The following is a 13,560-nucleotide window of genomic DNA, read 5'->3' on the forward strand; positions in this document are numbered from 1 at the left end:
ACCCCCCCCCCCCCCCCCACCCCACCCCCCCCCCCCCCCCCCCCCCCCCCCCCCCCCCCCCCCCCCCCCCCCCCCCCCCCCCCCCCCCCCCGCGGTCAGGTTCCGGCGCCGCGTATTCAGTGCGCCGCTGCGGGTGCCCTGGTCTCCGAGAGGGTCTCCCCCGGTTCCATGGCGTGCGCCACTTCGTCGTCGTCCGCACGGTTCTTCCCGGTGTGGTTGAAGACGAGGTTGAGCAGGACGGCCGCGACACAGCCGGTGGAGATGCCCGAGTCGAGGATGATCATCGCGGTCTCGGGGAACGCGTGGTAGAACTCCGGCGCCGCGATCGGGATCAGACCGATGGCGAGCGAGACGGCCACGATGAGGATGTTGTTGTCCTTCTCCAGACCGGCCTTGGCGAGCGTCTGCACACCGGAGGCGGCGACCGAGCCGAAGAGGACGACACCCGCGCCGCCGAGCACCGGACGGGGCACGGTGGCGATCAGCGAGGCGGCGACCGGCATCAGACCGATCAGGATCAGGAAGCCACCGCCCACGGCGACCACGAAGCGCGAGCGGATCTTCGTCATGGCGACGAGGCCGACGTTCTGGGCGAAGGCGCTGGCCATGAAGCCGTTGAAGAGCGGCGAGAGCGCGGAGCCGAGGGTGTCGGCGCGCAGACCGGCCGCGATGGTCTTCTCGTCGGCGGGCTTCTCGACGATCTGGCCGAGGGCCAGCATGTCGGCGGTGGACTCCGTCATCGACACGATCATCACGACGATCATCGACACGATGGCCGCTGCGGCGAACTGCGGGACGCCGAAGTGGAACGGGGTCGGGAAGCCGATGATGTCCGCCTCACCGATGGCGGAGAAGTCGGTGACACCGAAGGGGATCGCCACGAAGGTGCCGATCACGAGGCCGAGCAGGACGGCGATCTGCTTGACGAAGCCGGTGGTGAAGCGGCGGATGAGCAGGACGATGACCAACGAGATGCCGGCCAGCGCGAGGTACTTCATGGACCCGTAGTCCTCGGCCGCCGGATTGGGGCCCTGGGCCCAGCCGAAGGCCACGGGCATCAGCGAGACACCGATCAGGGTGATCACGGTGCCGGTGACGACGGGCGGGAAGAAGCGGACCAGCTTGGAGAAGAACGGGGCGGCGACGAAGCCGAGCAGACCCGCGACGATGATCGCGCCGTAGATGATCGGCAGCGCGTCGTCCTTGTCCTTGGTCTGGTCGACGATCGCGAGCATCGGGGCGACACCGGCGAAGGTGACACCGTTGACGAACGGGAGCTTGGCGCCGATCTTCCAGAACCCGAGCGTCTGGAGCAGGGTGGCTATCCCCGCGCAGAAGAGCGAGGCACCTGTGAGGAACGTGAGTTCCTTGGCGGAGAGGCCGACGGCCGCTCCCACGATCAGCGGCGGGGCGACGACACCCGCGTACATGGCGGCTACGTGCTGTAGACCGCTGGTCATCATCTTGAGAGGCGGAAGCTTCTCGTCGACCGGGTGCTTTTCGGGCATCTGGTCGCGGACACTTCCGTCCTCTGGCACGGCGACTGCTTTGCGAACCCTGGGCGTTGCTGCCACGGCGGTTCCTCCGGTCGGTTAACGCGTCGCCAGCGACGCGGGTGTCTTGGAGGTCGTACAGATGGGGCAAACGTGCGAGTGGTGCAAGAAGTACGGGTGGTGCTGACCGCGTCGGGGGCCGCGGCTCGTGCTGTTCGTGCGCCATATGAAGTTGTCAGGGCAGCGATATGCGGTCGCCGTTCACATGCGAGGGGTTCGGACGGTCACCGATCCGGTGGGCGCGGGCGCTGGGTCCCCCGCCCACCGGGGTCGGCTGCCATGGACCCCGCTCGGGTCCACGGCGACCGGTCGAGGGCCGTCCCCCTCGACCGGACTCCTTGGCCCGGCTCCTGCGGCGAACCGCAGGGCCGGTGCGCCGGGTCAGGACCCGGCGGCGATGCGCGCGAGACGCTGGGCCTCAGCGCGGGTGTCGCGGGCGATCTGGTCCTCGTCGGCGAACAGCAGTCGGTTGTTCTCGACGATCTGCTTGCCGTTGACGAAGGAAGCGGTGACGGGGGCCGCGGCGCCGAAGATCAGGGCCGTGACCGGGTCGGCGATGGAGGCGTGGGCGAGGGTGTCCATCTTCCAGAGCACGAAGTCGGCGAGCTTGCCGGCTTCCAGCGAGCCGATGTTGTCGGCGCGGCCGAGGACCTGCGCACCGCCGAACGTGCCGAGGCGCAGGGCCTGGCGGGCGTTCAGGGCGGCCTCGCGGTGCTCGGTGTTGAGGCGGTTGATGAGCAGCGCGTTGCGCAGTTCGGTGTGCAGTTCACCGGACTCGTTGGAGGCGGTGCCGTCCACACCGAGGCCGACCGGGACGCCGGCCTTCAGCATGTCCGGGACGCGGGCGATACCGGCCGCGAGACGGGCGTTGGAGGACGGGCAGTGCGCGACACCGGTCTTCGTACGGGCGAAGGCGGCGATGTCCGAGTCGTTCATGTGGACGCAGTGCGCCATCCACACGTCCTCGCCGAGCCAGCCGGTGGACTCGAAGTAGTCGGTCGGGCCCATGCCGAAGAGCTCGTGGCAGAACTTCTCCTCCTCGACCGTCTCGGAGCCGTGCGTGTGCATCCGTACGCCGAGCGAACGGGCCAGCTCGGCGCCCTGCTTGAGCAGCTCGGTGGAGACGGAGAACGGGGAGCACGGCGCGACCGCGACCTGGGTCATCGCGTCGAAGGAGGCGTCGTGGTGCTTCTTGACGGTCTCGGCGGTGGCGGCGAGCGCACCTTCGAGGGTCTCGACGGCGAAGTCCGGCGGCAGACCGCCGTCCTTCTCGGAGCGGTCCATGGAACCGCGCGCCAGGGTGAAGCGGACACCCATGTCGCTCGCGGCGCCGATGATCGCGCCGGACAGGTCGCCGGAGCCCTGCGGGAAGACGTAGTGGTGGTCCATCGCGGTGGTCACACCGCCGCGGGCCATCATCGCGAGGGAGCCCTGCGCGGCGGCGCGGGCCATCGGCTCGTCGATGCGCGCCCACGTCGGGTAGAGGGCGACGAGCCAGTTGAAGAGGTTGTGATCGGTGGCCAGACCACGGGTGATCCACTGGTAGAAGTGGTGGTGCGTGTTGACCAGACCCGGGGTCACGAGGTGACCGGTGGCGTCGATCCTGCGGACCACGTTCTCGAGGTTCTCGGGGGCCTTGCCGGCACCCAGGGACTCGATCTTGTTGTCGGCGACGACGATGTAGCCCGAGGCGTACTCGGTGTCGTTCGCGTCCACGGTCGCGATGGCACAGTTTTCGATAACGATGCGCGAAGCCGCCATGGCGGATCCTCGTTCTTCCTCTTCGGATGTACGAACCCGGGGGCCGAGCGGGGTGACGACCGAGTTCGTGGTGCACGTGTCAACGCGTCATTACGAAGACCGTTGCGGGTGTTGCGCAGATGCCCCCGCTCCCCTCCTGGTCCCCGGGATCACTCGGCGGTGATCCCGGGGCAGACGCCGGCGCACTCGCGTCGGAGGTTGTCGAGGCTTGTGAGCTCGTCAGGGTCCGGGGAGGACCCGTTGCGGGCTCAGAGGTTGGTCGTGTCCACGGGGATCTGCGGCTCGACACCGTCACGCAGGACGGTCGCCTCGATCAGGCCGTACGGACGGTCGGCCGCGAAGTACACCTCGTTGTCGTTCTTGAGGCCGAAGGGCTCCAGGTCGACAAGGAAGTGGTGCTTGTTCGGGAGCGAGAAGCGGATCTCGTCGATCTCCGCGCGGTTGTTGATGATGCGCGAGCCCATCTGGTACAGCGTCTGCTGCAGCGAGAGGGAGTAGGTCTCGGAGAAGGCCTCGAGCATGTGCCGCTTGGTCTGCTCGTACGAACGCTCCCAGTTGGGCATCCGCTGCTCGTCGTCGGTCCAGTTGAACCGCCAGCGGCTGGAGACCTGCGTGGCCAGGATGCGGTCGTACGCCTCCTGGAGCGTCGTGTACTTGTCCTTGACGTAGCCCCAGAACTCCGAGTTGGTGGAGTTCATGACCACGAGGTCCTTCAGACCCGAGATGACCTGCCACTCGGAGCCGTTGTAGGTGATCTCGCTGACGCGGGTCTCCTGGCCCTTGCGGACGAAGGAGTGCTTGACGTCCTCGGAGCCGATGAACTTCGAGTTGGCCTCGGAGGTCTCGATGCGCTCCCAGGCGTACTCCTCGATGCGGATGCGCGCCCGGTGGATCGGGTCCTGGCTGTTCACGAAGTGACGCGCCAGGTGGATGCCGAACTGCTCGGCCGACTCGATGCCGTACTCCTTGGCGAACGCGTACACCGTGTTCTTGGTGGTGTCGGTCGGCAGGACGTTGGCGTTGGAGCCGGTCAGGTGGACGTCGTCCATGTCGCCCGAGAGGGCGACCGAGACGTTGAGGTCCTTGATGTGGTGCGTGGCGCCGTCGCGCGTGATCTTCACGACGCGGTTCTCGGCCTTGCCGTACTGGTTCTGTCCCAGAATCGTGGGCATGTCTGCTAGCTCCCTCGGTAAACGGAGTAGCCGAACGGGTTGAGCAGCAGCGGTACGTGGTAGTGCTCGCCCGGCTTGACGGCGAACGTGATCGCCACCTCCGGGAAGAACGCACCGCTGTCCCGATTCGCGGGGGCGTCCTGCTGGGCTTCGGCTTGCTTCTTGGAGAAGTACGCCTCGGTCTCGAAATCGAGACGTACGTGGGTGGTGCCTTCCGGCAGGGCCGGCAGGTCCTTGCAACGCCCGTCCGCATCGGTGGCGGATCCGCCGAGTGCCACCCAGTCCGCGTCGAAACCGGCGCGGGCCGCGAGCGAGATGGCGACGCCTTCGGCGGGGCGTCCGATGCTGGTGTCCAGGATGTGCGTGGACACCGATGCGGTCGTGTCAGTGCTCATTACTACTCAGCTGCTTCCTCTACGAGGCGGGTGAGGCGGATCCGGTTGATCTTGCCCAGCTCGGTGCGGACGATCTCCCGCTCCTGCTCGGCCCCGTTCTCGATCCGTACCTTGATCTGGCCGAGCATGAACTCGGCCGTGGCGCCGGTCGCGCAGATGAGGAAGACGTGACCGAACTTCTCCTGGTAGGCCAGGTTCAGTTCGAGCAGCTCGTTCTTGAGCTCCTCGGAGGCGCCGGCCATGCCGCGCTGTTCGCGCGCGGAGGTCGGGTCTCCCGGCTTCGGACGGCCGATCGGCGGGTGCCCCGCCATGGCCTCCTCCAGGTCCGCCGCGGTCAGCTCGGCCATGGCGGCGTCGCTTGCGGTGAAGAGGGAGTCGGCGTCGGCGTAGGGGCGCTGGGCGAGAACCTTGCTGCCCCACGCCGAAGAGCTGCACACCTCGTGGAGATCCGCGGTCGCCGCGTTCTCGTCGGAGGTGTTGAACCGGGTCAGCCCCGGTGTCGTACGCGAAGTCACGGGAAGCCTCCGTGGCCTTGGTGCTGGACGGGCTGGGGATTAGCTAAGACCCTCGGCAACACCGCGTCAACACTTTGTTGAAAGGAATTGAACAAAGAAACCGCTGCCTGAAGATCAGGCAGCGGTTTCTTGTGGCTTCGTGCGGACGGGGCGCCACGAGCTTGGTGCGTTCTGCGGGTACGCACTACTCGCTTTTCGTGGTGTTGTCCCTGTTGAGGTAGTTGTACACAGTGAAGCGGGATACGCCTATCGCTCCCGCCACGGTCTCCACACCATGGCGTACGGCGAAGGCGCCACGCGCTTCCAGGAGGCGTACGACCTCCTGCTTGGACTTGCGGTCGAGCTCCGCCAGGGGCCTGCCGTGCTTGCGCTCCAGGGCCGCGAGGATGTGGTCGAGGGAGTCCGCCAGCTGGGGCAGACGCACCGCAAGGACGTCCTCGCCCTCCCAGGCGAGGACAACGTCGTCATCGCCGGCCTCGGCCGGCGCGATGACCCGGGCCCCCATGGCGTCGACCAGCGGCTTGACCGCGGCGACGAAGGGGTGGTCTCGGGGCTCGGTCACTTCTGGTCCCCCTCTTGGATCACGTTCACCTGGAGGGAGACCCGGGTCGCGCCCTCGGCCAGCGACCGGCGCAGCAGCGCGTCGACCGCCGCGAGGACCGGCTCGGCCCCGCCTTCGGCGGTGTTTCCGAAGGGGCCGACGTCGACCTCGTCCAGATCGGCGGCCTCGATGACCTCCCGGGCGGCCACGGCATGCGCCGGGGCCTCGTCGAGGTCGAAGGGCTCGGTCGTGAACTCCACTCTCAATCGCACGCGCATCAACCTACTGGGCTGTACGTGATTTACGGGAGCCCCCACTTGACAGGTGACCAGGCCCTTAGGCAGTCTTCCGTCAAGTAGAAAGTAACTTCCGCGATACGGAAGGAGCGCCTTCCCCTCATGGGTTACACGGACCAGCGCTTCAATGTGAACCTCTCGATCCTCTACACCGAGCTCCCGCTCCTGGAGCGCCCCGCGGCCGCCGCCGCGGCGGGCTTCACCGCGGTCGAGCTGTGGTGGCCCTGGATCGAGACCCCGACTCCCGACCAGGCCGAGCTCGACGCCCTCAAGAAGGCCATCGAGGACGCCGGCGTCCAGCTGACGGGCCTGAACTTCTACGCCGGTCAGCTGCCCGGCCCCGACCGTGGTGCGGTCTCCGTACCCGGCGAGGAGTCGGACCGCTTCCGCGCGAACCTCAAGGTCGCGGCGGACTTCGCCCAGTCGCTCGGCTGCAAGGCGCTGAACGCGCTCTACGGCAACCGCGTCGAGGGCGTGGACCCGGCCGAGCAGGACAAGCTCGCCCTGGAGAACCTGGTGCTGGCGGCCAAGGAGGCCGACCGCATCGGTGCGATCCTCCTGATCGAGACCCTGAACAAGCCGGAGTCCCCGCTCTACCCGCTGGTGAGCGCGCCGGCCGGTATCGAGGTCGTGGACAAGGTGAACGAGGCCACCGGCCTCGGCAACGCCAAGTTCCTCATGGACCTGTACCACCTGGCCATGAACGACGAGGACCTGCCGCAGATCATCGACGCCTACGCGGCGAAGACCGGTCACGTGCAGATCGCCGACAAGCCGGGCCGTGGCGCCCCGGGCACCGGCGAGCTCCCCCTCGAGGAGCTCCTCGACCAGCTGAAGAAGGCCGGTTACGAGGGCTACGTGGGCCTGGAGTACAAGGCCCCCGACGCGGCCGCCTCCTTCGGCTGGCTGCCGGCCGGGGCCCGCGCCGCGCGCTGAGCCCCGCCCACTGAGCCCCGCGCACCGACCCTCGTGCGCTGACGTCCCCCGGCGACCGCTCACTGTGCGGGTGAGCGGTACCGGCCCGGTCAGGCCAACTCCCGTACGTATCAAGACTTATTGAGAGGCACCGTCATGAGCAACCTTCCTAAGATCGCGTGGATCGGCCTCGGCATCATGGGCTCCCCCATGGCCGAGAACCTGATCAAGGCCGGTTACTCCGTCACCGGCTTCACCCTGGAGCAGGACAAGCTCGACCGTCTCGCCGCCAACGGCGGTACGGCCGCGGGCTCGATCGCCGAGGCCGTCAAGGACGCCGATGTCGTCATCACGATGGTGCCCGCGTCCCCGCAGGTCGAGGCCATCGCCTACGGTCCCGAGGGCATCCTCGAGAACGCCAAGCAGGGCGCGCTGATCATCGACATGTCGTCGATCACGCCGCAGACCTCGATCGACCTGGCGAAGAACGCCAAGGACAAGGGCATCCGCGTCATCGACGCGCCCGTCTCCGGTGGCGAGGCCGGTGCCATCGAGGCCGTCCTGTCCATCATGGTCGGTGGCGAGCAGGCCGACTTCGACGAGGCCAAGCCGGTCCTCGAGGCCCTCGGCAAGACCATCGTGCTGTGCGGTCCGCACGGTTCGGGCCAGACGGTGAAGGCCGCCAACCAGCTGATCGTGGCGGTCAACATCCAGGCGTGCGCCGAAGCCGTGGTCTTCCTGGAGAAGTCCGGCGTGGACCTGAAGGCCGCGCTCGACGTCCTCAACGGCGGCCTGGCCGGTTCGACCGTCCTGACGCGCAAGAAGGACAACTTCCTCAACCGCGACTTCAAGCCGGGCTTCCGCATCGACCTGCACCACAAGGACATGGGCATCGTCACCGACGCCGCCCGCAACGTGGGTGCCTCGCTGCCGGTCGGCGCCGTGGTCGCCCAGCTCGTCGCCTCCCTGCGTGCGCAGGGCGACGGCGGCCTGGACCACTCGGCCCTGCTGCGCGCCGTCGAGCGCCTCTCCGGCTCGCAGGTCTGAGCCCCCGGGCCGCAAGGCCCCGTAGACCCCGGTCGGCGGCGGCGCTGACACCTGTCCTGTCGCGCCCAGGCGCCGCCGCCGACCGGAACACCAGACTTCAGTTTCAACAAACTGTTGACGTCAGGTTCACGCGCTACATACGCTCCTGAAACCGCAGACGCAGCAGCAGTTTTCGCAGTGCCTGCAGTTCATGCAGCCGCTGTCGCAGTCGCAGTTCCCGAAGTTTTCGTACGGAAGGTCACGATGTCGAAGCGCGTGCTTACGACCGAGTCCGGCGCCCCGGTCGCCGACAACCAGAACTCCGCCACCGCCGGCGTCGGTGGCCCGATCCTCCTGCAGGACCAGCACCTGCTCGAGAAGCTCGCCCGCTTCAACCGGGAGCGCATCCCGGAGCGTGTCGTGCACGCCCGTGGCTCCGGCGCCTACGGCCACTTCGAGGTGACCGACGACGTCACCGGCTTCACCTCCGCGGACTTCCTGTCCGAGGTCGGCAAGAAGACCGAGACGTTCCTGCGCTTCTCGACCGTGGCCGACAGCCTCGGTGGCGCGGACGCCGTCCGTGACCCGCGCGGCTTCGCGCTGAAGTTCTACACCGAAGAGGGCAACTACGACCTCGTCGGCAACAACACCCCGGTGTTCTTCATCAAGGACCCGATCAAGTTCCCCGACTTCATCCACTCCCAGAAGCGCGACCCGTTCACGGGCAAGCAGGAGGCGGACAACGTCTGGGACTTCTGGGCGCACGCCCCCGAGGCCACGCACCAGGTCACCTGGTTGATGGGCGACCGCGGCATCCCCGCCTCGTACCGCCACATGAACGGCTACGGCTCCCACACCTACCAGTGGACCAACGCAAAGGGCGAGGCCTTCTTCGTCAAGTACCACTTCAAGACGAACCAGGGCATCCGCTCCCTCTCCGCCGACCAGGCCGCCGAGCTCGTCGGCAAGGACGGCAACTCGCACCAGACGGACCTGCTGCAGGCCATCGAGCGCGGCGTGTACCCCTCGTGGACGCTGTACGTGCAGGTCATGCCCGCGGCCGAGGCGGCGGACTACCGCTTCAACCCGTTCGACCTGACCAAGGTGTGGCCGCACAGCGACTACCCGCTGCAGCGCGTGGGCCGGCTGGTCCTGGACCGCAACCCCGACAACGTCTTCGCCGAGGTCGAGCAGGCCGCCTTCTCCCCGAACAACTTCGTTCCGGGTATCGGCCCCTCCCCCGACAAGATGCTGCAGGGCCGTCTGTTCGCCTACGCGGACGCGCACCGCTACCGTCTGGGCGTCAACCACACGCTGCTGCCGGTGAACGCCCCGAAGGCGACCACCGCCAACAACTACGGCCGCGACGGCCTGATGGCCGCCAACGCCCAGGGCCGCGTCAAGAACTACGAGCCGAACTCCTTCGACGGCCCGGTCGAGACCGGTCAGCCGCTGTCGGCGCCGCTCGCCATCCACGGGTACACCGGCACCCACGAGGCGCCGGCCCACACCAAGGACGACGACTTCTTCCAGGCGGGCGAGCTGTTCCGTCTGATGTCGGAGGACGAGAAGCAGCGTCTCGTCGCCAACATCGCCGGCGGCCTCTCGCAGGTCTCGCGCGACGACATCATCGAGAAGAACATCGCGCACTTCGCCGCCGCCGACGCGGACTACGGCAAGCGCGTCGAAGAGGCTGTGCGCGCCCTGCGCGACTGATCCTCTTCAACTGTGAGGCTGTGCCAGGGGTTTGACGGGAGGTCATCCCTTGGCACCGGCCCGGACCTCCTGCCCGGATGAGGGGTGGCAGGTGGTACGGGCGTCCACCCTCGGTGGACACGTCCGCTCCTGAAGCGGACACACGGAGACCGCGGCGGCGTGCGAGCCAGTGCGGTGGTGAAGGTCCTACGGCACGTTTCTCGACCTGAGGGAAACGGCATCGAGGACTCATCGCACCCGCCGCGGTCTCCTCGAACTTCCCGTACTCCACGGGAAGTTCCACAAGCTCCGTCCGGCGGCGTGAACGTCCTGTCGCGCCAGCCTTACGCCGTCGGACGGTAACCACTCCCTCAGCCAGAGCGCCGAGTACGGACGGTCCCGTACTCGGCGCTCTTTTTGTCGTACACCGAGGGAGTCCGTCGCCGGCGCTCTCAGCCGTATCTGAGGATCAGGTAAGGGATCACGCTGCCGATGGCCAGGATCAGGACCGCGCCCACACAGCCCCACAGGACGATGGGGCCCTGGGCCGCCCTGTCCTCCGCCTCCTGCCGCTTCTTGTCGGCCTCCTGCTCCTTCTCGGCGGCCTCGTGGGCCTTCTGCAGACAGCCAGGGCACTGGCTCGGTATGTGCTCGGCCGAACTGGACACGGAACGCCTCCTACGGTCTCCACGGGGCTGGCGGGCTTCGACGATCAGCTGGAGCCAAGAGAGCGTAATGGCCCCGGACGCGAAAGGGAGGCGTCATGTACGTACGCCACGGCGCCCTGCACGCGGCACACAACGCCGAAGGGGCGGCCCATCCCCCTCCGGATGGGCCGCCCCTCAGTTCAGGCGGAGTACTGCGTGGTTCAGGCCTTCAGCGGCAGGATCGCCGTCGGGGCGTGCCAGTCCTCGGTCGCGATGTCCTCGAACTCCTTGACCGCGCTGATGTCCGCGGTCGGGCTCATCGCGATGTTGGTGACGCGCTCCAGGATCGCCTCGACGACGACCGGCACCTGGTGCTCCTGCGCCAGCTTCTTGGCCTTCTCGAAGGCCTCGGCGAGGTCGGCCGGGTCGGTCACGCGGATCGCCTTGCAGCCCAGGCCCTCGGCGACCTTGACGTGGTCCACGCCGTAGACACCCAGCTCGGGGCTGTTCTGGTTCTCGAACTCCAGGTTGACCTGGAAGTTGATGTCCAGACCGATCTGCGCCTGACGGATCAGGCCCAGGTAGGCGTTGTTCACGAGGACGTGGATGTACGGGATGCGGTGCTGGGCACCGACCGCGAGCTCCTCGATCATGAACTGGAAGTCGTAGTCACCGGAGAGGGCGACGACGGGGGTCTCGGAGTCCGCCTTGGCGACACCGAGCGCGGCCGGGATGGTCCAGCCCAGCGGGCCGGCCTGGCCGCAGTTGATCCAGTGGCGCGGCTTGTACACGTGCAGCATCTGCGCACCGGCGATCTGGGACAGACCGATGGTGGTGACGTAGCGGGTGTCCTTGCCGAACGCCTTGTTCATCTCCTCGTAGACGCGCTGCGGCTTCATGGGGATGTTGTCGAAGTGCGTACGGCGCTGCAGCGTGGCCTTGCGGTCCAGGTGCGAGGCGACCCACTCGGAGCGGTCGGGCAGCTTGCCGGCGGCCTTCAGCTCGCGGGCGACCTCGACGAAGAGCTCCAGGGCAGCCTTGGCGTCCGAGGTGATCCCGTAGTCCGGGGCGAAGATCTTGCCGATCTGGGTCGGCTCGATGTCCACGTGGACGAACTTGCGGCCCTCGCGGTACACGTCCAGCTTGTAGCCGGTGTGACGGTTGGCCCAGCGGTTGCCGATGCCGAGGACGAAGTCCGACTCCAGGAACGTGGCGTTGCCGTAGCGGTGACCGGTCTGCTGACCGACCATGCCGGCGTTCAGGTCGTGGTCGTCCGGGATGGTGCCCCAGCCCATGAGGGTGGGAACGACCGGGGTGTTGGTGAGCTCGGCGAACTCGACCAGCAGGTCGGAGGCGTCGGCGTTGATGATGCCGCCGCCGGCGACGATCAGCGGACGCTCGGACTCCAGGAGGAAGCCGATCGCCTTCTCGATCTGGGCGCGGGTCGCGGCCGGCTTGTAGACCGGCAGCGGCTCGTACGTCTCCGGGTCGAAGTCGATCTCGGCGAGCTGGACGTCGATCGGCAGGTCGATGTGGACCGGTCCGGGACGGCCGGAGCGCATCAGGTGGAAGGCCTGCTGGAACACGCCGGGGACCTGGGCCGGCTCGAGGACCGTGACGGCCATCTTGGTGAGCGGCTTGGCGATCGAGGCGATGTCGACGGCCTGGAAGTCCTCTTTGTGCAGGAGGTGGCTCGGGGCCTGGCCGGTGATGGCGAGGATCGGGATCGAGTCGCCGGCGGCCGAGTAGTGGCCGGTGATCATGTCGGTGCCCGCGGGACCGGACGTACCGATCGCGACACCGATGTTGCCCGCCTTGGTGCGGGTGTAGCCCTCGGCCATGTGGGTCGCACCCTCGACGTGCCGCGCGAGGGTGTGGTCGATGCCGCCGACCTCCTTGAGGGCCTTGTAGAAGGGGTTGATCGCGGCGCCCGGCACACCGAACGCGTCCGTAACACCCTCGAGCTTGAGGATCTCCACTGCCGCGTGGGCGGCTGTCATTCGAGGCATCGCGTTAACTCCTGGTCCGTCCCATCCGCGTCTTCCATAATGCGGAAGTTATCTTCTGCTATATGGAAGCAATGTAGGAGCACGTCAAGGGGCACGTCAAGGGCCTTTGTCCGCTCCCCGATGCGACAAAGGTCGCTGAATCCCTCCCCAGGGCTTGGCTCTTGGTGGACGATGAGAGAGGCGCGGGGTCGCGTTCGTGGGTTCGTACGGGAGGGGGACGCCGATGTCCGGGAGGATTCCGGTGCGCTGCCCTGTCTGCCGGCGCGAGCACCTGTACGCGCCGCACGTCTATCCCTGCGCGTGCGGCACGCCCGTGTCGCCCCCCGTCGTGCGCGGCGCGGACCCCCTGCCCATCACCCACGTGACATGGGACGACGACTGGGTCACGGTCCGCTGCGAGTCCTGCGGGCGCCTCGACCAGTGGCCGCAGCCCGAGCTCGGCTGCGACTGCGGCACGGCGCTGCACATCCCGGTGCACCCGGCCGCCTCGGGCCCGGCCCCCGGCCACGCCCCGCTCCCGCTGCACATCCCGCTGCCGCCGACGGCACCGGCGCCGCGCCCGGCCTTCCACCCGGTCACGATCCGCACGGCGCGCGACGCGGTCCAGGCGGCGGCCCTCTATCTGCGCTGGCTCGGCTACAAGGACATACGGCGCGCCGAGCAGCGTTCGGGCTCGGGCGTGGGCCTCTCGGCGCCGGGCCTGCGCGCCCAGGTCGAGCCGACCACGCGCGCGATGGGCGCGCGCGAGGTCGAGTGCGTCTGGCTCGCGGCGCTCAACGAGTCCTCGGTCCCGGTCTGCTTCTCACTGGCCGGCTACACGGACGACGCCCGCACTCGCGCGGACGGCCTGGCGATCCCCTTGTTCGTCCTGGACCTGACGGGGACGCCCCAGCCGGTGAACAGCCCGGCGGACGAATTGATCAGCACGGGCGCATGACCCGACACTGACGGGACGGACCGGCTGACGGGACGGACCGGCACCTCCGCGAGGCCGTGAGCACCGCCACTTGCGCACCGGCTTGCATGTTCATGCAT

13 protein-coding genes are annotated in these 13,560 nt (G+C 68.0%); 4 read left to right on the forward strand and 9 right to left on the reverse strand.

Going from position 1 to position 13,560, the window contains the following annotated elements:
- Window positions 1-116: 116 nt before the first annotated feature.
- The 7 genes from ACIBI4_RS32490 to ACIBI4_RS32520 all read right to left on the reverse strand — a co-directional run bounded on the left by ACIBI4_RS32490 (window position 117) and on the right by ACIBI4_RS32520 (window position 6,209).
- Window positions 117-1,574, reverse strand: a complete 1,458-nt coding sequence (locus tag ACIBI4_RS32490) for a nucleobase:cation symporter-2 family protein (RefSeq protein WP_399207784.1) — start codon at window positions 1,572-1,574, stop codon at window positions 117-119.
- Window positions 1,575-1,934: 360 nt separating this feature from the next.
- Complete coding sequence (locus ACIBI4_RS32495; RefSeq protein WP_399207785.1) at window positions 1,935-3,314, reverse strand: 8-oxoguanine deaminase; 1,380 nt, start codon at window positions 3,312-3,314, stop codon at window positions 1,935-1,937.
- Window positions 3,315-3,562: 248 nt separating this feature from the next.
- On the reverse strand, window positions 3,563-4,486 hold the full coding sequence (gene pucL, locus ACIBI4_RS32500) for a factor-independent urate hydroxylase (protein ID WP_399207786.1): 924 nt from the start codon (window positions 4,484-4,486) through the stop codon (window positions 3,563-3,565).
- Window positions 4,487-4,491: 5 nt separating this feature from the next.
- A complete protein-coding gene (gene uraH, locus ACIBI4_RS32505; protein WP_399207787.1) occupies window positions 4,492-4,881 on the reverse strand; it encodes a hydroxyisourate hydrolase in 390 nt (129 codons plus the stop codon).
- Window positions 4,882-4,883: 2 nt separating this feature from the next.
- Window positions 4,884-5,396 (reverse strand): 2-oxo-4-hydroxy-4-carboxy-5-ureidoimidazoline decarboxylase, encoded by a 513-nt coding sequence (uraD, locus tag ACIBI4_RS32510; RefSeq protein WP_399207788.1) that lies wholly within the window; start codon window positions 5,394-5,396, stop codon window positions 4,884-4,886.
- 184 nt (window positions 5,397-5,580) lie between these two features.
- Entirely contained in the window at window positions 5,581-5,958 is a 378-nt protein-coding gene (locus tag ACIBI4_RS32515; protein ID WP_399207789.1) for a helix-turn-helix domain-containing protein, read from the reverse strand.
- Complete coding sequence (locus ACIBI4_RS32520) at window positions 5,955-6,209, reverse strand: hypothetical protein (protein WP_399207791.1); 255 nt, start codon at window positions 6,207-6,209, stop codon at window positions 5,955-5,957. The genes ACIBI4_RS32515 and ACIBI4_RS32520 overlap by 4 nt, the downstream gene beginning before the upstream one ends.
- Window positions 6,210-6,335: 126 nt before the next feature.
- Between ACIBI4_RS32520 and ACIBI4_RS32525 the strand changes: the two genes are divergently transcribed.
- The 3 genes from ACIBI4_RS32525 to ACIBI4_RS32535 all read left to right on the forward strand — a co-directional run bounded on the left by ACIBI4_RS32525 (window position 6,336) and on the right by ACIBI4_RS32535 (window position 9,890).
- Window positions 6,336-7,169 carry a TIM barrel protein gene (locus tag ACIBI4_RS32525; RefSeq protein ID WP_399207792.1) on the forward strand — a complete coding sequence of 278 codons (834 nt, stop codon included), beginning with the start codon at window positions 6,336-6,338 and terminating at the stop codon, window positions 7,167-7,169.
- Between the two features lie 135 nt (window positions 7,170-7,304).
- Window positions 7,305-8,195, forward strand: a complete 891-nt coding sequence (locus ACIBI4_RS32530; RefSeq protein WP_399207793.1) for a 2-hydroxy-3-oxopropionate reductase — start codon at window positions 7,305-7,307, stop codon at window positions 8,193-8,195.
- Between the two features lie 243 nt (window positions 8,196-8,438).
- Complete coding sequence (locus ACIBI4_RS32535; protein ID WP_399207794.1) at window positions 8,439-9,890, forward strand: catalase; 1,452 nt, start codon at window positions 8,439-8,441, stop codon at window positions 9,888-9,890.
- Window positions 9,891-10,321: 431 nt separating this feature from the next.
- Here ACIBI4_RS32535 and ACIBI4_RS32540 read toward each other — a convergent pair whose 3' ends face one another.
- Both ACIBI4_RS32540 and gcl read right to left on the reverse strand, forming a co-directional pair.
- Window positions 10,322-10,537 carry a hypothetical protein gene (locus ACIBI4_RS32540; protein ID WP_399207795.1) on the reverse strand — a complete coding sequence of 72 codons (216 nt, stop codon included), beginning with the start codon at window positions 10,535-10,537 and terminating at the stop codon, window positions 10,322-10,324.
- A gap of 200 nt (window positions 10,538-10,737) precedes the next feature.
- On the reverse strand, window positions 10,738-12,525 hold the full coding sequence (gene gcl, locus ACIBI4_RS32545) for a glyoxylate carboligase (protein WP_399207796.1): 1,788 nt from the start codon (window positions 12,523-12,525) through the stop codon (window positions 10,738-10,740).
- A gap of 223 nt (window positions 12,526-12,748) precedes the next feature.
- Here gcl and ACIBI4_RS32550 point away from each other — a divergent pair, with 223 nt between their 5' ends.
- Window positions 12,749-13,462, forward strand: coding sequence for a hypothetical protein (locus ACIBI4_RS32550; RefSeq protein WP_399207797.1), 714 nt, complete (start codon window positions 12,749-12,751; stop codon window positions 13,460-13,462).
- Window positions 13,463-13,560: the final 98 nt, after the last annotated feature.

It is taken from the genome of Streptomyces sp. NPDC050418 (assembly GCF_044458745.1).
Lineage (GTDB): Bacteria > Actinomycetota > Actinomycetes > Streptomycetales > Streptomycetaceae > Streptomyces.

Bases quoted from the DNA above. Each gene is read 5' to 3' on its own strand.
- ACIBI4_RS32495 (WP_399207785.1), bottom strand. From the start codon at position 3,314: ATGGCGGCTTCGCGCATCGTTATCGAAAACTGTGCCATCGCGACCGTG.
- pucL (WP_399207786.1), bottom strand. From the start codon at position 4,486: ATGCCCACGATTCTGGGACAGAACCAGTACGGCAAGGCCGAGAACCGC.
- uraH (WP_399207787.1), bottom strand. From the start codon at position 4,881: ATGAGCACTGACACGACCGCATCGGTGTCCACGCACATCCTGGACACC.
- ACIBI4_RS32525 (WP_399207792.1), top strand. From the start codon at position 6,336: ATGGGTTACACGGACCAGCGCTTCAATGTGAACCTCTCGATCCTCTAC.
- ACIBI4_RS32530 (WP_399207793.1), top strand. From the start codon at position 7,305: ATGAGCAACCTTCCTAAGATCGCGTGGATCGGCCTCGGCATCATGGGC.
- ACIBI4_RS32535 (WP_399207794.1), top strand. From the start codon at position 8,439: ATGTCGAAGCGCGTGCTTACGACCGAGTCCGGCGCCCCGGTCGCCGAC.
- gcl (WP_399207796.1), bottom strand. From the start codon at position 12,525: ATGCCTCGAATGACAGCCGCCCACGCGGCAGTGGAGATCCTCAAGCTC.
- ACIBI4_RS32550 (WP_399207797.1), top strand. From the start codon at position 12,749: ATGTCCGGGAGGATTCCGGTGCGCTGCCCTGTCTGCCGGCGCGAGCAC.